The sequence below is a fragment of the Serratia sp. Je.1.23.a genome (assembly GCF_051129805.1).
GTDB classification, from domain to species: Bacteria; Pseudomonadota; Gammaproteobacteria; order Enterobacterales; family Enterobacteriaceae; genus Serratia; species Serratia liquefaciens.
Genome location: NZ_JBCPSR010000003.1, coordinates 638,023 through 661,658, shown reverse-complemented (window position 1 = coordinate 661,658; position 23,636 = coordinate 638,023). Strand labels below are relative to the sequence as shown.

At 49.6% G+C, this 23,636-nt stretch carries 32 protein-coding genes; 22 read left to right on the top strand and 10 right to left on the bottom strand.

Annotated elements, in window-relative coordinates:
- Positions 1-24 precede the first annotated feature (24 nt).
- On the top strand, positions 25-552 hold the full coding sequence (locus tag AAZT04_RS15375; RefSeq protein WP_434680781.1) for a hypothetical protein: 528 nt from the start codon (positions 25-27) through the stop codon (positions 550-552).
- 162 nt (positions 553-714) lie between these two features.
- Here AAZT04_RS15375 and AAZT04_RS15370 read toward each other — a convergent pair whose 3' ends face one another.
- The 9 genes from AAZT04_RS15370 to AAZT04_RS15330 form a co-directional block, all read right to left on the bottom strand.
- Complete coding sequence (locus AAZT04_RS15370) at positions 715-930, bottom strand: DNA-binding protein (protein ID WP_434680779.1); 216 nt, start codon at positions 928-930, stop codon at positions 715-717.
- Between the two features lie 14 nt (positions 931-944).
- Positions 945-1,514 (bottom strand): 3'-5' exonuclease, encoded by a 570-nt coding sequence (locus AAZT04_RS15365; RefSeq protein ID WP_434680777.1) that lies wholly within the window; start codon positions 1,512-1,514, stop codon positions 945-947.
- A gap of 70 nt (positions 1,515-1,584) precedes the next feature.
- Complete coding sequence (locus AAZT04_RS15360) at positions 1,585-1,860, bottom strand: hypothetical protein (RefSeq protein WP_434680775.1); 276 nt, start codon at positions 1,858-1,860, stop codon at positions 1,585-1,587.
- A gap of 199 nt (positions 1,861-2,059) precedes the next feature.
- Positions 2,060-2,266: a hypothetical protein gene (locus AAZT04_RS15355; protein WP_434680774.1), complete on the bottom strand. Its 207-nt coding sequence runs from the start codon at positions 2,264-2,266 to the stop codon at positions 2,060-2,062.
- Positions 2,267-2,548 carry a hypothetical protein gene (locus tag AAZT04_RS15350; protein ID WP_434680772.1) on the bottom strand — a complete coding sequence of 94 codons (282 nt, stop codon included), beginning with the start codon at positions 2,546-2,548 and terminating at the stop codon, positions 2,267-2,269. It abuts the gene before it with no gap.
- A 15-nt stretch (positions 2,549-2,563) separates the two neighbouring features.
- On the bottom strand, positions 2,564-2,782 hold the full coding sequence (locus AAZT04_RS15345) for a ParE family toxin-like protein (RefSeq protein ID WP_434680770.1): 219 nt from the start codon (positions 2,780-2,782) through the stop codon (positions 2,564-2,566).
- Positions 2,779-3,594 carry a ParB/RepB/Spo0J family partition protein gene (locus AAZT04_RS15340; RefSeq protein ID WP_434680767.1) on the bottom strand — a complete coding sequence of 272 codons (816 nt, stop codon included), beginning with the start codon at positions 3,592-3,594 and terminating at the stop codon, positions 2,779-2,781. The genes AAZT04_RS15345 and AAZT04_RS15340 overlap by 4 nt, the downstream gene beginning before the upstream one ends.
- A gap of 93 nt (positions 3,595-3,687) precedes the next feature.
- Positions 3,688-4,500 carry a DUF2303 family protein gene (locus tag AAZT04_RS15335; protein ID WP_020828243.1) on the bottom strand — a complete coding sequence of 271 codons (813 nt, stop codon included), beginning with the start codon at positions 4,498-4,500 and terminating at the stop codon, positions 3,688-3,690.
- Positions 4,501-4,535: 35 nt separating this feature from the next.
- Entirely contained in the window at positions 4,536-4,898 is a 363-nt protein-coding gene (locus AAZT04_RS15330; RefSeq protein WP_434680764.1) for a hypothetical protein, read from the bottom strand.
- A 185-nt stretch (positions 4,899-5,083) separates the two neighbouring features.
- Between AAZT04_RS15330 and AAZT04_RS15325 the strand changes: the two genes are divergently transcribed.
- Complete coding sequence (locus AAZT04_RS15325; protein ID WP_434680762.1) at positions 5,084-5,395, top strand: hypothetical protein; 312 nt, start codon at positions 5,084-5,086, stop codon at positions 5,393-5,395.
- A gap of 594 nt (positions 5,396-5,989) precedes the next feature.
- Here AAZT04_RS15325 and AAZT04_RS15320 read toward each other — a convergent pair.
- Positions 5,990-6,805, bottom strand: a complete 816-nt coding sequence (locus tag AAZT04_RS15320; RefSeq protein WP_410528944.1) for a S24 family peptidase — start codon at positions 6,803-6,805, stop codon at positions 5,990-5,992.
- A gap of 55 nt (positions 6,806-6,860) precedes the next feature.
- Here AAZT04_RS15320 and AAZT04_RS15315 point away from each other — a divergent pair, with 55 nt between their 5' ends.
- The 20 genes from AAZT04_RS15315 to AAZT04_RS15220 all read left to right on the top strand — a co-directional run bounded on the left by AAZT04_RS15315 (position 6,861) and on the right by AAZT04_RS15220 (position 23,636).
- On the top strand, positions 6,861-7,094 hold the full coding sequence (locus AAZT04_RS15315; protein WP_410528943.1) for a transcriptional regulator: 234 nt from the start codon (positions 6,861-6,863) through the stop codon (positions 7,092-7,094).
- A gap of 66 nt (positions 7,095-7,160) precedes the next feature.
- The gene (locus tag AAZT04_RS15310; protein WP_020828236.1) at positions 7,161-7,670 is read left to right on the top strand and encodes a YmfL family putative regulatory protein; all 510 of its coding nucleotides are present in this window, start codon (positions 7,161-7,163) and stop codon (positions 7,668-7,670) included.
- Between the two features lie 495 nt (positions 7,671-8,165).
- Complete coding sequence (locus tag AAZT04_RS15305; protein ID WP_434680813.1) at positions 8,166-9,689, top strand: DEAD/DEAH box helicase family protein; 1,524 nt, start codon at positions 8,166-8,168, stop codon at positions 9,687-9,689.
- Positions 9,686-10,672: a toprim domain-containing protein gene (locus AAZT04_RS15300; protein WP_129941338.1), complete on the top strand. Its 987-nt coding sequence runs from the start codon at positions 9,686-9,688 to the stop codon at positions 10,670-10,672. Before AAZT04_RS15305 ends, AAZT04_RS15300 begins: the two co-directional genes overlap by 4 nt.
- A complete protein-coding gene (locus AAZT04_RS15295) occupies positions 10,656-11,234 on the top strand; it encodes a recombination protein NinG (RefSeq protein WP_434680758.1) in 579 nt (192 codons plus the stop codon). The genes AAZT04_RS15300 and AAZT04_RS15295 overlap by 17 nt, the downstream gene beginning before the upstream one ends.
- A complete protein-coding gene (locus AAZT04_RS15290) occupies positions 11,231-11,902 on the top strand; it encodes a hypothetical protein (protein WP_434680756.1) in 672 nt (223 codons plus the stop codon). The genes AAZT04_RS15295 and AAZT04_RS15290 overlap by 4 nt, the downstream gene beginning before the upstream one ends.
- A gap of 295 nt (positions 11,903-12,197) precedes the next feature.
- Positions 12,198-12,632 carry a hypothetical protein gene (locus AAZT04_RS15285; protein WP_434680754.1) on the top strand — a complete coding sequence of 145 codons (435 nt, stop codon included), beginning with the start codon at positions 12,198-12,200 and terminating at the stop codon, positions 12,630-12,632.
- Positions 12,629-13,924, top strand: a complete 1,296-nt coding sequence (locus AAZT04_RS15280; protein ID WP_434680752.1) for a DUF6575 domain-containing protein — start codon at positions 12,629-12,631, stop codon at positions 13,922-13,924. Before AAZT04_RS15285 ends, AAZT04_RS15280 begins: the two co-directional genes overlap by 4 nt.
- Positions 13,925-14,188: 264 nt before the next feature.
- Positions 14,189-15,217, top strand: a complete 1,029-nt coding sequence (locus AAZT04_RS15275; protein ID WP_434680750.1) for a DNA-methyltransferase — start codon at positions 14,189-14,191, stop codon at positions 15,215-15,217.
- Between the two features lie 80 nt (positions 15,218-15,297).
- Positions 15,298-15,519, top strand: coding sequence for an HP1 family phage holin (locus tag AAZT04_RS15270; RefSeq protein ID WP_249921499.1), 222 nt, complete (start codon positions 15,298-15,300; stop codon positions 15,517-15,519).
- 4 nt (positions 15,520-15,523) lie between these two features.
- Entirely contained in the window at positions 15,524-15,997 is a 474-nt protein-coding gene (locus AAZT04_RS15265) for a lysozyme (RefSeq protein ID WP_434680747.1), read from the top strand.
- A gap of 2 nt (positions 15,998-15,999) precedes the next feature.
- On the top strand, positions 16,000-16,530 hold the full coding sequence (locus tag AAZT04_RS15260; RefSeq protein ID WP_434680745.1) for a hypothetical protein: 531 nt from the start codon (positions 16,000-16,002) through the stop codon (positions 16,528-16,530).
- A gap of 316 nt (positions 16,531-16,846) precedes the next feature.
- Positions 16,847-17,065 carry a hypothetical protein gene (locus AAZT04_RS15255; protein WP_020828224.1) on the top strand — a complete coding sequence of 73 codons (219 nt, stop codon included), beginning with the start codon at positions 16,847-16,849 and terminating at the stop codon, positions 17,063-17,065.
- 128 nt (positions 17,066-17,193) lie between these two features.
- Positions 17,194-17,523 (top strand): HNH endonuclease signature motif containing protein, encoded by a 330-nt coding sequence (locus tag AAZT04_RS15250; protein WP_020828223.1) that lies wholly within the window; start codon positions 17,194-17,196, stop codon positions 17,521-17,523.
- A 202-nt stretch (positions 17,524-17,725) separates the two neighbouring features.
- Positions 17,726-18,193 (top strand): phage terminase small subunit P27 family, encoded by a 468-nt coding sequence (locus tag AAZT04_RS15245; protein WP_411226710.1) that lies wholly within the window; start codon positions 17,726-17,728, stop codon positions 18,191-18,193.
- On the top strand, positions 18,144-19,889 hold the full coding sequence (locus AAZT04_RS15240) for a terminase large subunit (RefSeq protein WP_434680742.1): 1,746 nt from the start codon (positions 18,144-18,146) through the stop codon (positions 19,887-19,889). Before AAZT04_RS15245 ends, AAZT04_RS15240 begins: the two co-directional genes overlap by 50 nt.
- Positions 19,889-21,193: a phage portal protein gene (locus AAZT04_RS15235; protein ID WP_262017303.1), complete on the top strand. Its 1,305-nt coding sequence runs from the start codon at positions 19,889-19,891 to the stop codon at positions 21,191-21,193. Before AAZT04_RS15240 ends, AAZT04_RS15235 begins: the two co-directional genes overlap by 1 nt.
- 13 nt (positions 21,194-21,206) lie before the next feature.
- On the top strand, positions 21,207-22,061 hold the full coding sequence (locus AAZT04_RS15230) for a head maturation protease, ClpP-related (protein ID WP_434680740.1): 855 nt from the start codon (positions 21,207-21,209) through the stop codon (positions 22,059-22,061).
- A 12-nt stretch (positions 22,062-22,073) separates the two neighbouring features.
- Positions 22,074-23,294, top strand: coding sequence for a phage major capsid protein (locus AAZT04_RS15225; protein WP_434680738.1), 1,221 nt, complete (start codon positions 22,074-22,076; stop codon positions 23,292-23,294).
- Positions 23,295-23,342: 48 nt separating this feature from the next.
- Positions 23,343-23,636: a hypothetical protein gene (locus tag AAZT04_RS15220; RefSeq protein WP_434680736.1), complete on the top strand. Its 294-nt coding sequence runs from the start codon at positions 23,343-23,345 to the stop codon at positions 23,634-23,636.

The following is a 23,636-nucleotide window of genomic DNA, read 5'->3' as shown; positions in this document are numbered from 1 at the left end:
GCGTGATATGAGATCGTACCTTAGATGAAAGATGAAAATGACTTCTGGAAAAAAACAGAGGACGAATACAAAAAGGCTAATAGCCTACCGCTCTCCAATGTGCTTGTTAAAGGCAAGAAGTTTGCTAAATGGCTTGTTATCAGTATCGTAGTACTTGCTGTGGCGTTTGCTGCTATTGCTTATGGCATTAACTGGTATTACGTCTATAAGAGTGATGAGACTTATAAATACAAGCTTACATTACAGAAATACGATACTAAGCTTTACTCATTCAAAAATCAGGATGGTGTGAGCGCTATCATTGTTTTCAAGCCTGCTAATGGAGGTAAGATTATCTATAACGATGGTAGCCATTACAGCACGTATTATGGCAACGCAGATGAGGATGGTTGGCCTAACGAAATCGACGGATTCTATAGACCTATCAAAAACTGGAAAGAGATTAACCAGATTTCAGAATTCAAGGCAATGTCACCAGCAGAGAAACAAGTCGCACGACATCAATATATCAAGGCTCGACTAGACCGTGGTTTACCAGATGATACCTACTGATCTGCCCACCGTTAATTCATATACAGAGTTGTTGGAAATGGCCTAGATGCGATCTTATATCTTTTCCAGATTTGAATGTTCGCGTCTCGCCCAATGCCGACTGCCCGATTTGATAGTGTGCCTATCGAGAGAACTGTCAGGTCAAGTCTGAGCTAATACACGTTAATAAACACTTCTGCATTTAGCGATAAATGCCAAAACATTTTTGCGCTCATATCGGACTACTTTATGTGTAAACCGAATGGGCGCTAAAATCTGCCGGTGACGGTGATTATTGTTCCAATCCCTCAAAGTTTTAGTAGTAACCCCTCCAATAAGTTTGCATACCTCTTCTGGGGTTAGCAAATCCAGTTCTGAACCTTCTTTATTATTATTCATGAACCCCCCTTGATTTAATCTTGCTGGTGGCCTGCAAATAGGCGCTGATAAATTGCGGAAACATACTTCGCCTGGTGGATAGCATCGGCTAAGGCGTTGTGACGCTCGCCGTCAAACGGCATATCACGCTTAGGATCAAAGCCAACCTCGCGGCCAAGCTCGACGATAGTGCGCACGTCCCTGTCGTTGTACCATTCCCACGGTAACGGAACGCATTCACGCTGGTAAGACTCACGCAGGATAATGTTATCGAATACAACGCCGTTCCCCCATACGCGCAGACTACGAGGATTGGCGACATTGGCCCGGATAAACTTATTCAGGTCATACAACGCAGACAGCAACGACGGCGCACCGTCAACGCAGATAGCTGCGCGGGCTTCACTGCTTTGCTTCATCCACCAAATAATTGTATCGGCGTCAGGTGTCGCCTTACCGGCCATGGCGCTTTGCAGGTCAACGGCAGTATAGAATGATTCGCCCAGTTCGCCGGTACGCGGAACAAATAATACGGCCCCGATGGCCACGATAGGAGCATTGGGCTTTTTACCCATAGTTTCAATATCAAGCATCAAGTGTTGCATATTTTCTCCAGACAATAAAAAACCCGCACTTGGCGGGTAATTTTAAACATGCGACTTATAAATGGAATAATTAGAAGTTGCTTTCGCAAGATGGACAACTATCACACCCGCAGTATTCCTCAAATACTGATTTAATGGAATCAGTCATTTCTGTACGGTCTTCAAAAGGGGTGTCATCTGAGTTATTAGTAAATATAGCGTTTGCATATTTATAGGCTGCATCTACATCATTTCCACCATCAAAAACTGCATCTTCATGTATTCTACAGTTTGTGAAAACACCTGTTCTCATTAAGATGCCCATAGACCATAGTTCTTGCGCATCATGCACATCACTTATTGACATATTACCTCCACCGTAGTTGACCCTGACTGGTTTTAAGTATATCAACCGGGAGGCTTATGTAATATGGATTTGAACTTAACTTGTGAGCCGAACTGACTTTATACTTTAGCGATTTGTTCAGCCTCACCCCAGCGTAGGCTTGGCGATCTCCGTTCTGCGATTTCGCGCAGGCGCTCAGGCGTTAGTGTCTGTGGCATGGTCAATACTCCAGCTTCGTATCGTTTTTAAGTCCGCGCTCAGCACAGAGCCTGACCCAATCCTTTTCAGCGGCCTTGGAGAAGAATTTTGCTCGGCATGATTTACCGTTGCGAATGGCCATAAATCTCCGCCTGCGAGCTGTCAGCATCTTATTGAATTCTGACGCTGCCGGGATAAGCACGTCATACAGATAGTCAGCAGTTTCCATCTACTCATCCCCCACAGTGAAACCCTGCTCGCGCAACGTGACGATAGTGTCCTGTCGGTAGTTATGAACCCCGTCAGACCATTGATAGCGGTCACCAGAGACGCACTGCCGTGAATCAGGCAACCGCACGGGCGTAGCCAGCTTTGCTTCCAGCTCGGCGATACGCCTTATTGCAGCTTCGGCAGTCCAGATTGTGAAGTCGATGTCATTAGGGCTTGGTGCCGGTAGTTCGCCGGATTTCACTTTGCGCCAGTAGTCGGCTGTAGCCTTCAAGTTATCCATTGCTCGTCCTTGGAGTTAGGTATCGATCACGGAGTTGTAATCATTGTGGGTAAGCAACTGCCAATTCTGGCCGTCATCTTTTGAAAGTAACCGCCACCGCTTATTAACCCGGAAGGTGAAGTATTTTTTACCGTGGGTTTTTCTGGGGAATATTTGACAGGCACTGAACTGCTTTAATATTTCCAGTGCCTTGGCGGTTATCCACGAAGGCGCGTTGTTCAAATTGACGCTCATTGCTGGTGGGCTTCATTGCGATAATCACTGATTATCTGCATCACCTCGTCTTTGCTGCCTTTGGAAAGCATAAGCATGTCGCTATCACCATTAACAATGGGAACGGCGTCAAAGAGCAGCTCCAGCATCCTGCGGGCTTTTTTGGCGCTGAATTGCGGCTGGGCGATGCTCTTAGTGACTTTCGTCTTACCAGCATCCTCTGCTTTTTTCATTAATCTAGCGGCTTCTTTGTCAGCATAAACGCCGTGCTCGCGGTTAATGCTGATTGCCAGGGCATAATTCATTGTACCGGCCCGAACTAGGCTTTTAACGTAGGGGGTGCACTCCTGCAGTTGAAGGTGCTGGAGAATGTCAGACTCAGACCGCTTAACCTTTTTGGCGATCTCTGCGTTGGTCCAGCCCTGATTCACAAGCCGCTGGTAAGCTGCGCCCCGTTCGATTGGGGAAAGTGCCAGCCCTTGTGAACTGGTGACCATGAATGCGATTTTATCGGCCTCAGTGCCGACGAAATCCTTACACTCAAGGCGCAACACTTCATGACCGGCGGCAGACGCTAGCAACGCACCGTGGTAACGGTGGTGACCGTCGATCACTTTCACACCCTGTTCTGTTATCTCAACAGCAAGAGGGGGAATAAACTCACCGGCAATAAATGCGTCCCTAAACTCTTCAACGTGCGCCTGATTTAATTCGCGAACGTTATAGCCTTCTTCTGCATAAATTTCATTTAGAGGCACCAGGAAGGTTTTGCGTGTGGAAATATCAGAGCCAATACTTTCACGCGCTGCATAGCGCTGACTTAAAGTTGCCATAATTTATCGTTCCATTCTGAGGGGTGAAAATGCTTCACTATGCGCCACACACGGCGGCGCATAAGGCTTCACTTTATTGGGATTTAATCAGGGTTAAATGCGGCCTTCGAAAAGAGGTACGTCCGGCAGTTGGTTTTGCAGGTCGACCAGAATTTCGTTGTACGCATGCTCAATGATTTTTTTCGGGTCGATCAGCTCATACCAGAGAGCCAGCTTCCCTTCGCGGAGACGGTAGCGAATGCGAGCATCAATCTGATATGGCGTACCGTTATGGAATGGTGAAATGGCCAGAGCGATTCTTTCCGGCAGTTGCGTGTTGCCGCTGCCAGTTTTTTCGTTACTGAAAGCCATTTGATAGGTGCCATCATTCAGACGAGTGACCGCTTTAAATTCAGATGTGCGTGTTTCCTGGAAGGCCAGCACCATTTCTAAAAGTGCGTTCCCTGATGTGAGGTTTGAATCAGAGGCTGGCGCAATACAGTTAATATACTGCTCAATAAATTCTGCAAACGTCACCTGATCCATTTTTTCAGCGTCAAAACGAGAAAACGCCTTCCACTCATCGGACAGTGGGCAGTCATACGTTACGACGTGCGTATTTTTGAAAGGAGTTTTTCCGTCCAAGTGATAATCCAATACTGCACAAAAACGTGTTTTTTCAGTATCTGCGAAGATAACACTGCGCTCGTCTTTGAAACGGGAAACATAACCGATCAGAGAAGAAGGCGAGATAACGGTTACGGCCTGTTTAACTTGTGTTTCATCAACGATAAAGTCTTTCAGGGATTTTACCGAGTGACTGTCCGGAACGATAGCATACGGAATATCAGTCTTAATTAAGCTGTTTGCTACTGCCAATTCGGCAATCTGCTTAACTGTTTCATTATTGTTGTTGGTAATGTCCATTAAATATCCTTTCCAGTTATGGGTGGTTTCGAGGGTTAGTTGTTTTGCGCTAATTTAATAGGCGCAGTGGCAGGCTTGGTATCAATCACTTTCAAATCCATCTGCACTTGCGATGGATCATCACGCATTAAGTCACCATCAGCGGTTGAGAACATAATGGTGTCGGCCCGATCAAGTTCAGGAATTGATTTCTTGACGTTTGGGGTGATCTTCATTGTGTTTTCGTCGCGAGTGTTCAACATTTGACAATTAAGCGTCAGAGTAATAGCGCCTTTCTTGCCAGTTTCGCGGACTTGTTTAATTACCTCGGCGAGCGCTTCGGTAAGTTCGGCGTCGAGTGCGCCACGGTTGATATAAGCCAGTTGTTGGCTAAATGGGGTGCTTTTAATTTCAGACACGATATTTCTCCTCGTCACATACAGAGAAGAACTCAGGCCGGGTGACGCCCTCCACGGTTAGTAGATGCCTAAGTTCTTTTCTCTATGAAAAAGGGCGACCAGCCTATGAACATTATCTTCACCTCTCATGGGTTGAAGTTCGGTCTGGTCGCCAAAGACTACATACAGCAAAGCTATTAGAGCGGGTGGCCTTTCTGGCAGAGGATTTTGCGCAGACGGGCAAAGAAGGTGAGGCGAACGGCCTGCACGGATGGAGCGACGCGCATAACGTCTACAACGATTGTGTTAACATTGTGGTTGATCATGTTGAATCTCCGTTCTACTGGTCAGGCCCCGGCAAAGATTGGCGTCTGCAGCCGGGGCTATTTAATTCAGAAGTACCAGCGCACAAGGCGGTTCAGGTAGCTGGTAACATCACAATTACCGAATTTTCGGATGGCAACGCGGCGAAAGGTTCGGAATTCCCGGCGTGCTTTGCGGCGCTCACGCTTGGTTAAGATGATCTGCATGGTGAGTCCTGCTGTTGCGCCCCGAAGGGCGCGGTTAGGTTAGAAATACCAGCGGGCATAGCTATTCAGTAGGCTGGCTTGATTACAATGACCGAAAGCCTTGAAAGCTCTGCGACGTTGAGCACGCATTTCCCGACGTGCCCTGCGTCGAATACGGTTGGTTAAGATAATTTTCATGGGTTATACAAATTCCTTCTCAGTGGTCTTATGCCTACCGCCCCGTATTGGCAGCGGCAGGGTAAATCCACTCTTTCCTTAAAGAACGTAACAGGTCGGTCCCTCTCGGGGTCTGTGGGTGATTACGTCGCTCACCTGATGCGTGTTCCTGTTGGCTTCCTGCCCTTCCCGTAACGTTTGTGGCGGTGGTTTGCTGGTGGCGTTGCGGTGTTGATGGGAGTTAATTTATCTCAAAGATAAATAATGGTAAATACCAAAATGATAAATAAATAGTGGGCTAGAAGGGATTTTAGATTAACTTTTTGATATTAAATGATAAATTAATTTATCAATTTTGACGTGGACGAAAAAAAACCAGCTAAAAGCTGGCATTTTTGATGTGGAGGATGGGGGTAGGGGAACGCTTTAGCCTAAACGGGAATATTCCATAAGCCATTTGCCAACGATAAAACCCTCTATGCGGAACTGATCTTCATTGCTACGATCAATTTCCCATTTTTCATAAGAGGTGTTGTCGCTGATAACTACCAGCTTATCTTTGACCATCTGTAGTCTCTTGATATGAGATGCAGCGCCGTACGTAAACGCATAAATCCCATCACTTTTGAAAGAATGGACCGTAACATCGATAACTACCAGTTCACCTGGCGATATAGTCCCTTTCATACTGTCACCTGATGCAGTTGATATCTTCAATGACTCTGCAGGCCTGCCGCCAAACATCCTCTTTGCGTATTCAGGATCAATCTCAATGGACTGAACTATATCAGGATAATCATTATTCATATGGCCGCCCCCACAACTATGTTCCGAATCCAACAGCTCTATCCTGTATGGATGATCAGTATAATTGTTTCCGACAGTATTTAAGCTGTAATTATTAGTCGGGGAGGGTACCTGCCCTGATTCTTTGTTGTGTGGTGCCTCTGTAACATCATGCGGCACGTCAAGCCACCCATGACGTAATGACAAACTCTTCTCTATTCTACGCGCAACGATATCACCGACATTGCGTGCCGGTGTTCTGCTTGTTAGCTGGCTTAGCTGTGCTGGTGGCAATCCTGCCATCTCTGCAAACTCGGCCTTCGTTTTACCTGCCTGAACGTAGCTGTCCATCAGGTCGCGCAAGTTATTGCGGCGTATGTCTTTAGTTTCCATTCCTAGATGTTCCCATCTATTAGCAAAATGATAAATATGCGCAATGATAAATTCGTCTTGCATAAAATTTATCACAAAGATAAACTCACTTTATCTTTAACCACGAAGGTAAATTTTAATGAGCAACGATTTACTCCGCTGGAGGCAGTCAGCTTCAAAAGCCGACTGGAAAAGTCTTGCTCAGCTCTCTCGAACCTCTACCGGGTACCTGGACCAGATCGCTTATAGCAATCGACGTGCCTCTCCCGATATGGCCGAGAGAATTGAGAAGGCTACCCGTAAATTTTCAGGCATTGAGCCTGTTTCAAAAGAAGTTTTGGTGTTTGCAGTTCTGAAAGAGAAAGCCGCCTAACACCTGATGTATCGAAGTATGGCCTAAAGGTCTGCACGATGTAACCACAGCCCGAGGAATACAACTGTGTCACAGCAAAAAGCGCCGGATTGGCAGGCAGAGAAACAGCCTGAATGGGTGATCAGTGCCGCCCGTAAAATTATCACTGGTCTGCCTGGCGGTTATGCAGAGGCAGCTAACTGGCTTGGAGTTACTGAGGACGCGCTGTTTAACCGTCTTCGCCCAAACAGCAATCAAATTTTTCCGATTGGCTGGTTCATGGTGTTGCAGCGTGCTGGTGGAAATACCCACTTTGCCGACGCTGTATCCCGTCAATCGCACAGCGTGAACGTACCTCTGCCGAAGGTGGAAGACGTCGATCGCGACGATATCAACAGCAAGCTGATGGAAGCTATCGAGTACATCGGCAAGCACTCCGAATTAGTCCGCAAATTCACTGAAGACGGCGAGATTGACGACGTTGAACGTCAGGCGCTGGACGAGAACACCCACCGCCTGATGGCAACGTTCCAGGAGCACGTCATCTTGCTTTACAGCGTGTTCTGCCCCGCAGAGGAACCTAAACCCGTGAGGTAAGCGTATGCAGTCTGCAACGTTTGTTCGAACCGTCATGCCCACGGTGTTTTGCCGTGAGGATGCCTTATGGATTCAAGAACAGCTTGGCATGTTACCGCCTGCGCAACGCGGAAAGATTGCGCTCGCATACGCGGAGGCTTACCAGGCTGCATTTGACCTCGCAGAGGTTTCATACCAGCAAGACAACGCGGGCCGCAGGGCAGCGAATACACGGCTCAGAACCTACGTCGAACGGTATTCACGGGCAGGTCAGGGATTAACAACAGCGCCACCGCTGGTGGGGCAGAACGGGAAAGTGGCATGAAAATTTTTAACGGTTTTTTTTTAAACGGGGGAGAGGGGAAGGGTAAGAGGGGGGAAAGGGGGGTGATCGGGTTGGGGTGTGGGGGCAGGAACAGGCTTTACCAGAGGGAAGATCTTTAAGGGATCGAGTTGTTAAAAAGCGCCAAACGGAAATTTAGACGGCTAGACGATAAAACGAGGAATGAAACGATGATGCTTACCATCCAGCCACGCGAAAAACAGATTGTTGCACTGAATATGCTGCGCTCGGCATGGAAGCAACACGACTCATTCATGATGTATGCGCCGGTAGGGTTCGGCAAAACGGCAATCGCTGCGCTTATCGCCAGCGGGTTCATCAGTCGCAACATGCGCATAATGTTTGTGGCCCCGTATACCGTCCTGCTTGACCAGACTGCTAACCGCTTTATTGAATACGGCTTGCCAGCAGAAGAGATTGGTTATATCTGGCGTGACCACCCGGCCTATGACCCGAGCCGCCTTATTCAAATTGCCTCTGCCGATACGCTTATCCGTCGTGACTTCCCGGAAAACATCGATCTGCTGATCATTGATGAAGCCCACCTGAAGCGCAAAAAGATTCTGGAAATTATCGACCACCTGACGACCAACACCGACGTGAAGGTTATCGGCTTATCGGGTACCCCGTTTTCGGCTTGGCTGGGGACGTATTACCAGAAGCTGATCAAGCCGACCACGATGAAAGAGCTGATCGCAATTGGCGCACTCAGCAAATACGAATTTTACGCACCGTCACACCCTGACATGAGCGATGTGAAAACGTCGGTACAAGCAGGCTATGGCAGGGACTATAACGAAACGCAATCCGGCGAGGTCATGAGTGACCCGACGTTGGTGGGCGATATCGTCAAGAACTGGCTGGAGAACGGCGAAGACCGCCCGACGATCTGTTTCTGCGTCAACGTGGCCCACGCCAATTACGTGACCGTTGAATTCAGCCGGGCAGGTGTAATGGTTGAAGTTATGACGGCATCAACACCCCATGAAGAGCGCCAACTGACGATCAGCCGCTTTGAACAGGGCATCACTAAGATCATCATCAACGTTGGGGTGCTGGTGGCTGGCTTTGACAGTGACGTCCGCTGCATCATTTTTGCCCGGCCGACTAAATCAGAAATCCGCTGGATACAGATACTGGGCCGTGGCCTTCGACCTGCACCAGGGAAAGATCATTGCATCATCTTCGATCATACCGGCACCGTCCATCAGATGGGCTACCCCGACGATATCGAATATGACTACCTGCCAGCCACCTCGGATGGTATGGAAGATGCCCCGGCCCGCGTAGTAAGAACCGAACAGCCGGAACGCCTGCCGAAAGAATGTACCCAATGTCATTACGTGAAACCGGTCGGCATTTACATCTGCCCGAAATGTGGTTTCAAGCCGATCGCTGGTGAAGACATCGACACTGACAAAACCCGTAGCCTCAAGAAAGTTAAGCAGACCAAGGAGCTGATCACTAAAGAGGTGAAACAAGCCTGGTGGAGTCAAATTCTCTATTACCAACGCACCCGCAGCGCACAGGGCAAACCTGTTAGCGATGGCTGGTGCTCGCACGTCTACCGCAAAAAATTCGACACATGGCCCAACGGGCTGCACAGAACGCCAATGGCTATCACGCCGGTGGTGAGCAACTTCATTAAATCAACACAGATTGCCTACGCAAAATCTAAGCAGGGGAAAGCCGCATGAATACCAAACAGGCAGCTATAGGTCACTGGTCAAAAATATTCGACTTCTACGGCTTACCACCGATTACCGGCAAAAAACATTTTAAAGGGGAATGCCCGCTGTGTGGGCGTAAGGGCAAGTTCCGTTGCGACGACAAGAACGGCACAGGTTCGTACATTTGCTCATGCGGTGCAGGTGACGGCTGGGCGTTGTTAACCGGCGCTACAGGGAAGGATTTCAAAACGCTTGCGTCAGAGGTCGATAAGCTGGTGGGGCGCACATATTCACCGGAAGAGAGCTATCAGGCTGGTGGCCCTTCTTCTGGTATAGCCTCCCAACGGCAACGCGTCAGTTGCAAGTTTGCAGGGTTAACAGGGTTACGCGGTACCGGCGCTGACCGCTATCTAAAGCAACGTGGCATCACCAGCCTGCCGATCGAGAACGTGCGTTATTGCGATCGTCAACGCGCTGCCGGTGGCGAATACCAGTCTATCTATGCATTGGCAACGGACGACAAGGGCGAACTGTGCTACTTGCACCGCACCCTGTTGGACGGCGACCAGAAAGCCACCGTTGCTGGCGCACCGAAGAAAATGATGCGACTGCAAGAGGACAGCTACCTTGAACACGCCACCTCTGTTGCCATTCGTATGTTTCCACCGTCTGCAACGTTAGGTATCGCAGAAGGTATAGAGACCGCGCTTTCCTGCCACCAAATAACCCAGTGCAACACCTGGGCGACGCTGAACGCCACTTTCATGAAAAAGTTCCGCGTACCCCGTGGCGTACAGCGCCTGATCATCTTCGCCGACGCTGACGCATCTGCTACGGGCCATGCCGCCGCCTTTGAATGTGCTCGTGCCAATCTCTTGGCAAAAAACGATCTCCAACAAGTCTCAGTCCGCTGGCCTAAATCCGGCGACTTCAACGATCTGCTGCTTAACGGCTCAGAAGTCTACGAGTGGATATTCCACCGTGAGGGAAAAAATGAAAAAGCCAACTAAGCCCAAGCAGTACAAGGACAAAGTTTGCGCTCAGTGTGGAACGACATTCACGCCGGAGAAGTACCTGCAGAAAGTCTGCGGCCCTCTCTGTGCTATGGCATACCAGCGTGACGCACGTAAGCGTCAGGCTGAAAGGGAACGCAAAGCCAAGTTGAAGATTCGCAAGCTTGCCGTTAAGCCGTTGCAGTATTTCATCAACCTGGCACAGACCGAATTTAACGCCTACATCCGTGAACGTGACGCCGACCAGCCATGCATCAGCTGTGGCCGCCACCACGAAGGCCAATATCACGCCGGGCATTACCGCACAGTGGGGAGCAATCGAGAGCTGCGCTTTGATGAAGATAATTGCCATAAGCAGTGCTCGGTCTGTAACAACTTCAAATCAGCGAACCTGAGTGAATACCGGCCTAACCTGATAGCCAAGATAGGTCAGGCGAGATTTGACCGGCTGATAGGCCCACCGCCGAAGGTTGGCAAGTTAACCCGCAGTGACTACGAACGTATCCGCGACACATATAAAGCCAAGCGCAAGGCATTGAAGCAGGAGAAGGCAGCATGATGACCCCCCAACAGAAAAGAGCGTTAACGCATAACTCATGGACAACTGTTTCCAGGGTTACGCGGAAACAATACCTGGGTAAATTCAAACGACTGACCCGCCTACAAACATTGTGGATCACCTCCTTATTGAATGCCTGGGGCGATATGTACGGCGGCAATACCGACGGGAAATTGAAGTGCAGCGGTGGCGGCGGTGTATGGGGGCAAATCATGCCTGAGCAGTGGGACGATGAAAGCGCGGCGCGGATTGTGAAGGTGATGGTAGACCTGCGCAAACTCGGCTATCGCGGTGAAGAGCAGTTGAAGAAGGCAACCACCATCCTCTGGCCTCAACGCTCTCTGGAATCAATGCTGGTGGCTGCTGATGCAGGGGAGGAATGCGACTTCATGGAAAAAGCGGTGCTGGCCTCGATGAAGCATGACAACCCGGTCTATGTGATAGGCAAGTTGTTCTACACGGGCCGCAACAACACTGTGTCGGTACTTGGTCGCTATATGCAAAATCATTACGCCCCGTGGCTGACACGCGACCAGGTGGATGACAGGGTGCGCTGGTGCGTTGAAATATTCAATTCTTCGGTGTTCTTCGCCGTTCGTGCGGCTATCTGCATCGAAAATGAAGAATCTTGCAAAAATAACTTGAAAATAGCCAAAGAAAATGCATAATACAGGTATGCTTTCGCGAAGCTGTACCATCAAGCGATGCAACAGAATGACCCGCCATTGAGCGGGTTTTTCATTTTTAGATAATTAATGATCTTCGATATGTTGTGTCAGAAATGAACGATAACAACTACATACTGGTATTTGACCAAAAATGGTAATTTTTCAGTGTGTCTGTGTTAATTTACAGTATGTCTTGGTTCGAAAGTGTCTGTTATATTCAGCTACGATGCCAACGGACGGTAATTTTAAGCTCACGTTGAACTTGGCAGTTTGAATGGTTTGAAGAGCGAAGAATATGACAGTTAAAAAAGAAGAAAATGTTTCGCAGGTGAATAATGAATATCCTAATTATTTCCCTCAGCATGTTCCGCCAAAAGAAGCAAAGGATGCTGAAGGCGAGTTCTTTCGTATTGTGAAGAGCAACCCACCACTGCAGGGGTGCTTCTTAAGCATGTATAAAGAGAAACCTAATAGACTGAAAAAATTCAGCGGATTTGAACTAAAATGTTGCTACGGTGTTTCTGTCTATACAGAAGAAAGCGCAGTAGTTAATGCGTTTGATAAGTTCCCTGAGGGGACTGGTCAGAGGTATGTTGCAAAAGGCACAGTATGCGCAGAAAATGGAAAAATGATGAAGACCTTTTCCGATCCTTTTCATCATACTTTATGGATAAAATTGAATTCTCAGATACATGAGGTTTTTTCATGTACTAGAGGGCTGAATAAATGAGTAACTTATTCTTGTCCGACACGCGATTTGGTTCTTTATATATAAAAAACATATATGAATTTTTCGAAGAGCCTCGGTTTTTTTCCGTATCCAACGAAGTTGGAGGGCTTTTTGTTGTCTATTGGATTGGGGATGATGATGACTATGATAAATGGTTTTTGATCCCAATATCCAAAGACAGACTAGAGCATCTAGAGCGTAAGAGAATAGATATTCATGCGGTGCTGTCTTATCAAGAGCAGCGCTCTTATTACCAAGTAAACATTCCGTATGATGATTCGGAGGAGACGGAGTTTCTTCCGAGAGAGTCTCAAAGTATAGCGACAACGATAAAGCTTCCTAAACCGGGACTCTTCATCAGTGGGGTAACCCCAGTTCTAGATACTGGTAAGTTGGGCGCAGAGGTGCAGTTTTCGACCCATGAGATTCATATAGAAAGAAGTGCTAAAAGCAATAAAGAGCCTTTAGTACTTAATGGTGTATCTAAAGTATTCGAAAAATTTAATGATTTATATAACTCAATATTAGAAGCTGCTGGAAAAGTAGATGTGATGACGCCTATATCTGGAAGGCCTGGCTCATTCGCACTATCCTTTCAAGCTGAAAAGCTCGAGCATTTCGAACCACTCTTCAAAGGGCTTAACGATCTCATCTTGTATAAAAGGGATATTATCCCTTACATAAAAAATAATAATATAGATGTGCATATGATCGAAGCGTTGTTTCAGAGTGTAATCGAAACAAGCACGACAATGGAGTTGAAAAGCAATAGTACGGACGATTTGATTTTTGTACTCAGTAAACCTAATGCGTTAATATATATTAATGGATTGGCTAAACTTGCAAGTGAGTTCGTAGGTGGTTATCAAGTTCCACAAGCAAATATTATTGAGCAGGTTTTTAAAATTGTAGAGCTTAAATATAAAGATGAATATTTGAATCTTGAATCAACCGGGCTAGATGAACGTCATATTCTTTATTACATTCATGCCGCAAAAATCCTGGGTTTCTTGAATTCAAATGGTTCCATTGCTGCCTTAGGCCAACAGCTAGCTGAGTCTTCTAGTGAATCAAGACTCAAAATAGCGGCAAGAAGTTTTGAAGCAAGCCATTGCGGGTGGGCTTGGATCAGGTGGAGTAACGCCAAAAACCTCAAAGGTGTTCAGGCTGAAACTGCTGAAACATTCCTAATGGAAAAGTGCTTGTCTTTGAGCACTACGACCATGAAGAGAAGAGCATCGACCTTGCGGCAGTGGTGCGAAGCTTTCCAACCGGTTTACCAAGAAATTTAAAATTTTATAGATAGACAATCAGGCTACCTTCGGGTGGCCTTTTTTATGAAAAAGTTAAAGCGAAGTGCCATCCAAAATTAACAGGTGCCCCAGCTGAGGGGTTGAGTCGGTATCTGGTGGATGGTGCTTCGCCTTAATGTTTGTGAAGTGGGCGGCGGAAGGGTGAGGTAACACCCTGTCCACCAGTTGCTCATGCCAATGGTCACAAGCGAACCTTTGCCCGTGCTGCTAACAGCAGGACGAGCCTATCAAACAAGGGCGCTTATGATATCCAGCACAAGTCTTGTCAACGCTGACACACTCGAATACATCAAAACCCTGCCTGATGACTGCATCGACCTGATTGCCACTGACCCGCCTTATTTCCGGGTGAAGTCTTGCGACTGGGATAACCAATGGAAGACCGAGGCAGAATATTTAGCCTGGCTGGATTCATTGCTGGTGGAGTTCTGGCGGGTGCTCAAGCCTAACGGCAGTCTTTACATGTTCTGCGGTAGCCGGTTGGCGTCTGATACTGAGCTGTTAGTTCGCCAGAGGTTCGACGTACTGAGCCATATCGTTTGGGCGAAACCGTCAGGTGCATGGAGACGTCAGCATAAAGAAGGGCTACGCGCATTTTTCCCTTCTACCGAGCGGATCATTTTCGCCGGTCATTATGCAGGGCCGATACAACAGAAGGTGGATGGCTACGCGGTCAAATGCACCGAGCTGAAGCAAAACGTATTCAAGCCTCTCATCAAATACTTCAAATCCGCCCGGCAGTCTCTTGGTGTTACATCCAAAGAGATTAACGCGGCTACCGGTAAGCAGATGGCCAGCCATTGGTTTAGTGAGAGTCAGTGGCAGCTACCGAGCGAAGAGCAATATCACAAGCTTCAGGCACTATTTGACCGCATAGCCAATGAGAAGCATCAGGCTGGTGGGTTGAATCGCCCCCATCATGAGCTGGTAAGGGAATACAAAACTCTCAACCGCGAATATCTGGACTTGTGCCAGGAATATAAATCATTGCGGCGTACCTTCACTGTAACTGCTGCGGTGCCTTATACCGACGTTTGGACTTATTCGCCGGTGGCTTTCTACGCCGGTAAACATCCATGCGAAAAGCCCGCTGAAATGATGGAGCACATCATCAGTGCCAGCAGTCGCCCAGGTGATGTCGTTTCTGACTTCTTCATGGGTTCCGGCTCAACGATTAAGGCGGCTATCAAGCTGGGCCGCATTGGGTTGGGGGTTGAGTTGGAACCAGACAGATTCGAACAAACACAGCGGGAAATCTTCCCGAGTAACTAAGTCGCCCTGGCATTTGCCGGGGCTTTTTGTTTCCACCACCCGACGATCGGGCACAGCCCCGGCAGGGGGAGGTTATGAGGATGGATAAATACAGTTCACAGCTTTCGTATTGGGTTGCGTCACTACTGGCAGCGACGGGAGCAATGACCCTACAGGATTGGGCCGTGCTGGTGGGGATACTGGTTGCTGTGTTTACTGCCGGTGTGAATTGGTACTACAAGCGCAAGCTGGTTAATAAACTGACCGCCGTCGGGTATGACAAAGAGCGTGCAAAAGCTGCATATAAAGCGATGAGTGAGTGAAACCATGAATCCACAGCTAAGAAAGAAAATCATTGGTGCTGTCGGTGGTGGAGCGTTGGCTATTGCTGCGGTGCTTATTCCTTCACTGGAAGGAGTCGAATACAGACCTTACCGCGATGTAGTTGGCGTGCTGACTGTCTGCTATGGCCATACGGGTGCCGATATTATCCCCGGCAAAACTTACAGCAAAGCTGAATGCAAAGTGATGCTGGATAAAGACCTTATTCCTTTCGCCCGTTCTGTAGACCGGTCTGTGAAGGTGCCAGCCAGTGAATATCAGAAAGCGGCACTTATCAGCTTCAGCTACAACGTCGGCGTCAAAGCGTTTGAATCTTCCACACTGCTGAAAAAACTCAATGCTGGTGACAGTTCGGGAGCTTGTGACGAAATGCGCCGATGGAATAAAGCTGGTGGAAAGGTCTGGAAGGGTTTGATTAACCGCCGTGAGGTTGAACGTGAAATCTGCAGCTGGGGCTAATAATGAACCGATTAACGGCAGCTATTGGTGCTGCTCTGCTGGTCATATTCATCACGCTGGCATGGCTGGCGTTTCACTTCCACGGTAACGCTGTAACGGCTGGTGGGAAGGTTGAGCAGCTTCAAAGCGATAACAACCTGCAGACAGCTACCATTGCCGCCCAGGCGTTTCTGTTTCAACGCGCCAACGCTATCAGTAACGCAGCGAGCCAGTACGGCATTAATACCGACGTGGCCACCCAGGGGAAAGAAATTGAATACCGGACAATCCTCAAGAATCAGCCTACGTGCGATTTGGCTGTGCCTGCCGTTATTGCTGGTGGGTTGCTCGACTACACGAACCGTCTACGTTCCGGCGCAATGCCAGGCAATACCGCCAACGCTAACACAGCCAGTGCTGGCACCACTGCCGCCAACACGCTGACCTATTGCCAGGCGGTATTGTGGATTGACCCGTTGCTTGCTGCCATCGATAAGGCGAACAACCAACTGCTGGCTATTCGTCAGCTTGATGATGAAAGGAAGAAACCATGAGCAGATATTTCTATGAGCAACGCCGTCGCCGTCAGGAAGAAGAGCGCCGCCGTAGGGAAGAACAGAGTGCTGCTGGAACTGGCAGTGACCTACTGAACCCTCTCAACCCACTAAGCCCGGTATTCGTTGGTGCTGATTACAGTAATGATTACAGCACCAACAGTTCGGATAGTGGCTGCAACGATTCAGGCTCCTGCAGTTCTGATTAGCATTACAGATGGTATTCAATGAGTGCCATCGATAATGCTATAGATATTCCTTTAATCTTGAAAAACATAGGGGTAATCTTAAATCTCCGATTACATAAGGAGGTTTTATGTTGCAAGGTTATTTCAAGTCAACAGATAACAGAGTATCTGACGAACAACACAAAAGAATTATTGCGATGAATGCAGCGTTAGAAGTTGCAAAAGCTTCTGCGGCGGCTCAAACCGCTTGCATTAGAAGTGACAAGGTCGAAAATGATTTGAAGTACGCAGCCCAAGAGGTTGCGACATTAGCCGAAGCTATCCAGGCATATATGGATGCAGAATAAGTAAACCTATTAGATGGCTGTAGATGGCCAGCTAAGGTAACAGGACCCGCTGCGGCGGGTTTTTTATTGCCTGGTAGTTAGCGCTCTTTGCTTAGACCTTGCTGTTGGTTTTTCTATTGGAGGTACTCATGAGCAACAAGAAGCCGTATGGCAGCAAGTGGCAGGCTGAACGCTTGGTTTTCTTGCGTGCCAATCCTCTGTGCGTCATGTGTCAGCAGATGGGCCGTATTGAAGCGGCGACTGTGGTCGACCACATAGAGCCGCACCGAATGAAAGAAGCGAAGACGCCAGAGGAAATGAAGAAGGCCCAGCACCTATTCTGGAGCCGCAAGAACTGGCAAGGTCTCTGCAAACCTCACCATGACTCCACAAAGCAGCGTATGGAGAAGACAGGCAAGGTAATAGGGTGCACGCCCGATGGCCTGCCGCTTGACCCAGCGTCGCACTGGAGCCGCTGATAGCGGGTTTTGAACACGATGGGGAGGGGCGGGGTAAGAGTTCACCCCTCTCGCTTTTAAAGACCGCCGCTAGTCATTCGTGTGCAGAACCGCGAAATGAAAAGTTTTTTTCTGGAGTGATTTTGCGCTTAAAAGTTAATTATTTCATGCGTACTAATTTCACTTGTAATTAATAATTGTTCTTGCCTTATGGGAGGTTTCCATGGCCGGTCGTCGCCCGAAACCGACCAAATTAAAATTGGTGACGGGTAACCCGGGCAAAAGAAAACTTAATGATAAAGAGCCGATGCCGGCCCGCGAAATTCCCAGCCCTCCGGCGCATCTCACCGACTGGGGGAAAACAGCCTGGGGGCGGATGACCGTTCTTCTCGATGGCATGGGCATTTTGACCGTTGCAGATACTTTCGCGCTCGAGCGGCTTTGTGACATTTACGCCGATATCCTCCAACTGAGAAATACGATCACTGATGAAGGCCGCACCTATACGGTGCAAACCGAGGGCGGATTTCTGATTAAGGCCAACCCTGCAGTATCCATGCTGGCGGATGCGGATCGTCGCTTCAAAAGTTATTTGGTGGAATTTGGTCTGACGCCAGCGGCCAGGTCAAAGGTAAATGTAAATGGTGGAAAAAAAGAAACGGACCCGCTCGACGAATTCTTCGGCACCTGATCTGGCAACGCAGTATGCCCTGGATGTCACCGAGGGCAGGACCATTGCCGGTCCCGACATACGCAATGCCTGCCAGCGTCACCTTAATGATTTAGCTGAGGGGGAAAGCCGGGGCCTTCACTGGGATGTTGAAGCTGTGAGTCGTGTGATCGACTTCTTCGCCAAAGTGCTCAAGCTGAATGGCGGCGAGCATGAAGGTGCGCCCTTCATTCTTCTACCCTGGCAGGCTTTCGTCGTCGGCTCCATTTTTGGATGGAAAAGGGCGAACGGCTCCCGCCGCTTTCGCACGGCGTATGTCGAGTCGGGTAAAGGATCGGGAAAATCGCCCCTTTCAGCGGGTATCGGGCTGTATTGCCTGATGGCTGATAAAGAGCCTCGTGCAGAAGTCTACGCGGCAGCGACGAAAAAAGACCAGGCGATGATTTTGTTTCGTGATGCGGTAGCGATGGTTAACCAATCGCCAGCATTATCACAGCGCATCGATCCTTCTGGTGGTGCAGGAAAAGAATGGAACCTGGCGTTTTTGCAGACAGGCTCTTTCTTCCGGCCAATCAGTTCCGATGATGGCCAGTCTGGACCGCGCCCCCACTGCGCACTGATTGACGAGGTGCATGAGCACAAAGATAACAAAGCCGTCGAGATGATGCGTGCCGGTACCAAAGGCCGGAGACAGGCGCTGATTTTCATGATCACGAACAGTGGCCACGATAAAACCAGCGTCTGTTATGAGTATCACCAGTACGGCAAGCAGTTGGCCGCCGGCCAGAAAAAAAACGATGCCTTCTTTGCGTTTATCTGTTCGCTGGATGAAGGCGACGATCCTTTCAAGGATGAGTCATGCTGGGCAAAAGCCAATCCCTCGATGGGGCAGACATTTCAGCCTGAATATTTACGCGAGCAGGTGGAAGATGCGCGGGGTATGCCGTCCAAAGAGAGCCTGGTGCGGCGCCTTAACTTCTGTGAATGGGTCGATGCCGAGAATCCGTGGATCGGCGGTGATGTTTGGATGGCCTGTGAAAAGACGTTCGATATTGCCGAGCTGCAGGGCCAGATGTGCTATGGCGGTCTGGATTTATCCGGCAAACGCGATTTAACCGCGCTTTCCCTGTATTTCCCGGAGATAAGAACGGCATTCGTTGAGTTCTGGACGCCGAAGGATACGTTGCTCGACCGGGCCAGAAATGACCGTGTTCCTTATGATTCCTGGGTCCGTGAGGAATACGTTCACGCCCCCGTCGGCAGTGTTATCGATTATGGCGCAGTGTCAAAACGCATCGCCCAGCTGGCGGCGCTGTTTGATATGCAGTCCATCGCATTTGACCGCTACCACATGGACTATTTAGAGCCGGAGCTGATAGATGAAGGGATCACCGTTCCTCTTGTGCCGCACGGGCAGGGTTTCGGTAAATCTAAAGAGTCTGGGCTCTGGATGCCACACTCTATCGAGTTGTTAGAAAAACTCATTATCGATAAGAAAATCACCATTCTGTTTAATCCCTGCCTTCGTTGGAATGCGGCCAACGCCGTGACCGAGTCTGATAAAAGTGAAAACCGGGTGTTCAGCAAGCGCCGCAGCAATGGGCGTATAGACGGTGTTGTTGCGTTGGCAATGTCCGTGGGCGCAGCCGAGGATATACAGGAAGACGACGGCGATTTAGAAGGCTTTTTTGATGATCCGATCATAGTGGGTATCTGATGGACAAAAACAAACAACCGGGGCGCGTTAAAAGCGCCCTTTTAAATTGGCTGGGTGTCCCGATCAGTCTCACCACCGGGACATTTTGGCAAGAATGGTTTGGCACCAGTAGCAGCGGGAAGGTGGTAACCGCCGACAAGGCAATTCAGCTTTCGTCTGTCTGGGCCTGTATTCGCCTGCTCAGTGAGTCGATCTCCACACTGCCGCTAAAAGTGTATATGCGTGAGGCGGATGGCTCCCGCAAGCTTGCTCAGGATCATCCTGCTTACCAGGTGCTGTGCCGTCGTCCCAATCTGGAAATGACCCCCTCGCGGTTCATGTTGCTGGTGGTGGCCAGCATTTGTTTGCGGGGTAACGCATTCGTTGAAAAGAAAATGATTGGCCGCAAGCTGGTGGCACTGGACCCGCTGTTACCGCAAAACATGGTGGTTAAGCGCTTACCGACGGGCAAGCTTGAATACACGTATACCGAGAACGGGGCCAAGCGAGTGATCCCCGTTGACCGTATGATGCATATTCGCGGTTTTGGCCTGGATGGGGTATGCGGCATGATGCCTTTGAGCTCTGGCCGCGATGTGTTCGGCGCTGCAATGGCCGTGGATGAAGCCGCTGCCAAGATTTTCGAAAATGGCCTTCAAAGCACCGGTTTTTTATCGTCAAAAACGGCATTGAATAAAGAGCAGCGGGAGCGACTGCGTAAAAGCTTGCAATCGTTTATCGGCTCTAAAAACGCCGGTAAGTTGATGGTGCTGGAAAACGAACTTTCCTACCAAAACGTGACGATGAATCCAGAGGCGGCACAGCTTTTGGAAAGCCGCGCCTTCAGTATCGAAGAGATTTGCCGCTGGTTTCGGGTTCCGCCATTTATGGTGGGACATGTCACGAAACAGAGCAGTTGGGCATCAAGCGTTGAGGGAATGAACCTGATATTCCTGACCAATACCTTGCGACCACTGTTGGTGAACATCGAGCAGGAAATCGCACGCTGTCTATTGGATGGTGACGAGGATTATTTTGCTGAATTCTCGGTTGAAGGCCTGTTGCGTGCTGATAGCGTCGGTCGCTCTGCGTATTACACTACCGCGCTGCAAAATGGTTGGATGAGCCGCAACGATGTCCGCAGGCTTGAAAATCTGCCGCCAATACCGGGTGGAGATATTTACACCGTGCAGCTTAACCTGACCCCGCTGGAGGATTTGAAACAGAATAACCTCGGCGCTCAAGCCAGCAGTATTACCAAGCTTCATAACTACCTTTTCCCTGACATTCCTGAAGACCAGTCACCGCTGAAAAAAGCGGCGTAGGAGCAACTTCCCCATGACAAAAAAACAACTTCCGGCAGCGCCGGCGGGGCGCCCCTGCGCGGGTGTCACCTGCGAACCCTTACCCTCAGCGCTCGATCGCTGGAATGGCGGCCTGAAAGCCGCAGCCTCTGACGATAATACGATTTCTGTGTTTGATGTTATCGGGCAGGACTACTGGGGGGAAGGCGTCACAGCGAAGCGGATTGCGGGCGCTTTGCGGTCAATGAATGGTGCCGATGTCACCGTAAACATTAATTCGCCTGGTGGCGATATGTTCGAAGGTCTGGCGATTTATAACTTGCTGCGTGAGCACCAGGGAAAAGTGACCGTGAAAGTGTTGGGGCTGGCCGCCAGTGCAGCCTCAATCATTGCGATGGCTGGAGATGACATTCAGATCGGTCGTGGGGCGTTCCTGATGATCCACAACTGCTGGGTAGTGGCGATAGGCAACCGCCATGATTTTGGCGCGATGGTGGAATATCTGGAGCCCTTCGATAACGCGATGGCGGATATTTATTCTGCTCGCTCCGGTCTCGATAGCGATGCCATCAAGCAGATGATGGATGGCGAAACCTATATTGGCGGCAGTGATGCTATCGAAAAAGGATTGGCGGACGGCCTGCTTTCTTCCGATTCCGTCACCAGTGATGATGATTCACCCGCAGCGGCTCTGCGCAAGCTGGATTCTTTACTGGCCAAGGCTAACACCCCACGGTCAGAACGCCGCAAACTTTTGAAAGCCCTTACGGGTAACACGCCGGGCGCTGTTACCGATCAAAAAGGTACGCCGAGCGCTGCCGAAGCAACCCCTGAAACCTTAGCCAAACTGGACGCCGCATTAAATGGGCTGGTTTCGGCATGCCAATAATCTGGAGAAACTATGTCTGAAGTAAATGAAATCCTGAAAAAAGTCACCGCCTCTATCGAAGATGCGACCAGTAAATTTAACGCCAAGGCTGAGGATGCGCTGAAAGAAGCCAAAAAATCCGGCGAGCTATCGGCAGAAACAAAAGACGCCGTTGATAAAATGGCCACCGAGCTGAATGCCATGAAGGCAGCAGAAAAAACCTTGAAGTCGGCGCTGGGTGAGCTCGAGCAGCATGTGGCGCAAATGCCATTAAGCCATGCTGCAGCGGTTATTCAATCCGTTGGTCAGCAGGTGATTTCTGCATCTGCCCTGAAGGATTTTGCTTCAGGTATTCAAAGTAACCAACGCCTCAGCATCCCGGTAAATGCCGCACTGATTTCTACCGATGTGCCCGGGCAGATTGTGGCGCCGCAGCGCTTGCCGGGGATTGATACCGCCCCGAAACAACGTCTGTTTATCCGCGACCTGATCGCACCAGGCAAAACGGGTTCCAGCACCATTTACTGGGTGCAGCAAACCGGCTTTACCAACAAAGCCGCCGCCGTACCTGAAAATACGGCGAAACCGTACAGTGATATCCAGTTCGCGGAAAAAATCACACCGGTTCGCACCCTGGCGCACATGTTCAAGGCGTCCAAGCAGATCCTGGATGACTTTGCGCAGCTGCAATCGACGGTGGATGCAGAACTGCGCTTTGGCCTGAAATATGTCGAAGAGCAGGAAATTCTGTTCGGTGACGGTACCGGTGCTCACCTGGAGGGCATCATGCCGCAGGCGTCGAAGTATAAAGCGGCGTTCGAAGTGGCGATGCAAAACGGCATTGATGATTTGCGTCTGGCGATGTTACAGGCCCAGTTGGCCCGATTCCCATCAACGGGCCATGTGCTGCATTTCACCGACTGGGCCAAAATTGAGCTGCTCAAGGACACGCTGGGCCGCTACATCCTTGCGAACCCATCAGCGCTCGTCGGCCCGACGCTCTGGGGCCTGCCCGTTGTGGCAACGGAAGCCCCCGCGTTCCTGGGTAAATTCCTGACCGGCGCATTCAGCGCAGGTGCGCAACTCTTCGACCGTGAAGAGGCCAACGTGGTGATCAGTACCGAGAACGCCGACGACTTCGAGAAGAACATGATCTCGATTCGTTGCGAAGAGCGTGTGGCGCTGGCCGTCAAACGTCCGGAAGCCTTCGTTACTGGTGCCTTCACTGTTCCTACCCCACCCGCTGGCGGTTAATTCCTTCAACGTATAGCGGCCCGCGGGCCGCTTTTTCAGGAGATATCCATGAAAGTTAAAGCACTTGTACCGCTTTTATTCGGTAGCCGGGTGGTCAATGACGGCGAATTATTCGAAACGCAGGAGCTTCACGGTCGCGAACTGATCAAAAAAGGTTATGCCGAGCTGGTGGAAGAACACAATCCTGCAGAGCAGCCAGAGCAGCCAGAGCAGCCAGAGCAGCCAGAGCAGCCAGAGCAGCCAGAGCAGCCAGAGCAGCCAGAGCAGCCAGAGCAGCCAGAGCAGCCAGAGCAGCCAGAGCAGCCAGAGCAGCCAGAAGCGGGCAAAAAATCCAAAAAGTAA

Excerpts from the sequence above, each read along its gene's own strand:
- AAZT04_RS15375 (WP_434680781.1), top strand. The coding sequence starts at position 25 with ATGAAAGATGAAAATGACTTCTGGAAAAAAACAGAGGACGAATACAAA.
- AAZT04_RS15370 (WP_434680779.1), bottom strand. The coding sequence starts at position 930 with ATGAATAATAATAAAGAAGGTTCAGAACTGGATTTGCTAACCCCAGAA.
- AAZT04_RS15365 (WP_434680777.1), bottom strand. The coding sequence starts at position 1,514 with ATGCAACACTTGATGCTTGATATTGAAACTATGGGTAAAAAGCCCAAT.
- AAZT04_RS15360 (WP_434680775.1), bottom strand. The coding sequence starts at position 1,860 with ATGTCAATAAGTGATGTGCATGATGCGCAAGAACTATGGTCTATGGGC.
- AAZT04_RS15355 (WP_434680774.1), bottom strand. The coding sequence starts at position 2,266 with ATGGAAACTGCTGACTATCTGTATGACGTGCTTATCCCGGCAGCGTCA.
- AAZT04_RS15350 (WP_434680772.1), bottom strand. The coding sequence starts at position 2,548 with ATGGATAACTTGAAGGCTACAGCCGACTACTGGCGCAAAGTGAAATCC.
- AAZT04_RS15345 (WP_434680770.1), bottom strand. The coding sequence starts at position 2,782 with ATGAGCGTCAATTTGAACAACGCGCCTTCGTGGATAACCGCCAAGGCA.
- AAZT04_RS15340 (WP_434680767.1), bottom strand. The coding sequence starts at position 3,594 with ATGGCAACTTTAAGTCAGCGCTATGCAGCGCGTGAAAGTATTGGCTCT.
- AAZT04_RS15335 (WP_020828243.1), bottom strand. The coding sequence starts at position 4,500 with ATGGACATTACCAACAACAATAATGAAACAGTTAAGCAGATTGCCGAA.
- AAZT04_RS15320 (WP_410528944.1), bottom strand. The coding sequence starts at position 6,805 with ATGCAAGACGAATTTATCATTGCGCATATTTATCATTTTGCTAATAGA.
- AAZT04_RS15315 (WP_410528943.1), top strand. The coding sequence starts at position 6,861 with ATGAGCAACGATTTACTCCGCTGGAGGCAGTCAGCTTCAAAAGCCGAC.
- AAZT04_RS15305 (WP_434680813.1), top strand. The coding sequence starts at position 8,166 with ATGCTTACCATCCAGCCACGCGAAAAACAGATTGTTGCACTGAATATG.
- AAZT04_RS15300 (WP_129941338.1), top strand. The coding sequence starts at position 9,686 with ATGAATACCAAACAGGCAGCTATAGGTCACTGGTCAAAAATATTCGAC.
- AAZT04_RS15295 (WP_434680758.1), top strand. The coding sequence starts at position 10,656 with ATGAAAAAGCCAACTAAGCCCAAGCAGTACAAGGACAAAGTTTGCGCT.
- AAZT04_RS15290 (WP_434680756.1), top strand. The coding sequence starts at position 11,231 with ATGATGACCCCCCAACAGAAAAGAGCGTTAACGCATAACTCATGGACA.
- AAZT04_RS15285 (WP_434680754.1), top strand. The coding sequence starts at position 12,198 with ATGACAGTTAAAAAAGAAGAAAATGTTTCGCAGGTGAATAATGAATAT.
- AAZT04_RS15280 (WP_434680752.1), top strand. The coding sequence starts at position 12,629 with ATGAGTAACTTATTCTTGTCCGACACGCGATTTGGTTCTTTATATATA.
- AAZT04_RS15275 (WP_434680750.1), top strand. The coding sequence starts at position 14,189 with ATGATATCCAGCACAAGTCTTGTCAACGCTGACACACTCGAATACATC.
- AAZT04_RS15270 (WP_249921499.1), top strand. The coding sequence starts at position 15,298 with ATGGATAAATACAGTTCACAGCTTTCGTATTGGGTTGCGTCACTACTG.
- AAZT04_RS15265 (WP_434680747.1), top strand. The coding sequence starts at position 15,524 with ATGAATCCACAGCTAAGAAAGAAAATCATTGGTGCTGTCGGTGGTGGA.
- AAZT04_RS15260 (WP_434680745.1), top strand. The coding sequence starts at position 16,000 with ATGAACCGATTAACGGCAGCTATTGGTGCTGCTCTGCTGGTCATATTC.
- AAZT04_RS15255 (WP_020828224.1), top strand. The coding sequence starts at position 16,847 with ATGTTGCAAGGTTATTTCAAGTCAACAGATAACAGAGTATCTGACGAA.
- AAZT04_RS15250 (WP_020828223.1), top strand. The coding sequence starts at position 17,194 with ATGAGCAACAAGAAGCCGTATGGCAGCAAGTGGCAGGCTGAACGCTTG.
- AAZT04_RS15245 (WP_411226710.1), top strand. The coding sequence starts at position 17,726 with ATGGCCGGTCGTCGCCCGAAACCGACCAAATTAAAATTGGTGACGGGT.
- AAZT04_RS15240 (WP_434680742.1), top strand. The coding sequence starts at position 18,144 with ATGGTGGAAAAAAAGAAACGGACCCGCTCGACGAATTCTTCGGCACCT.
- AAZT04_RS15235 (WP_262017303.1), top strand. The coding sequence starts at position 19,889 with ATGGACAAAAACAAACAACCGGGGCGCGTTAAAAGCGCCCTTTTAAAT.
- AAZT04_RS15230 (WP_434680740.1), top strand. The coding sequence starts at position 21,207 with ATGACAAAAAAACAACTTCCGGCAGCGCCGGCGGGGCGCCCCTGCGCG.
- AAZT04_RS15225 (WP_434680738.1), top strand. The coding sequence starts at position 22,074 with ATGTCTGAAGTAAATGAAATCCTGAAAAAAGTCACCGCCTCTATCGAA.
- AAZT04_RS15220 (WP_434680736.1), top strand. The coding sequence starts at position 23,343 with ATGAAAGTTAAAGCACTTGTACCGCTTTTATTCGGTAGCCGGGTGGTC.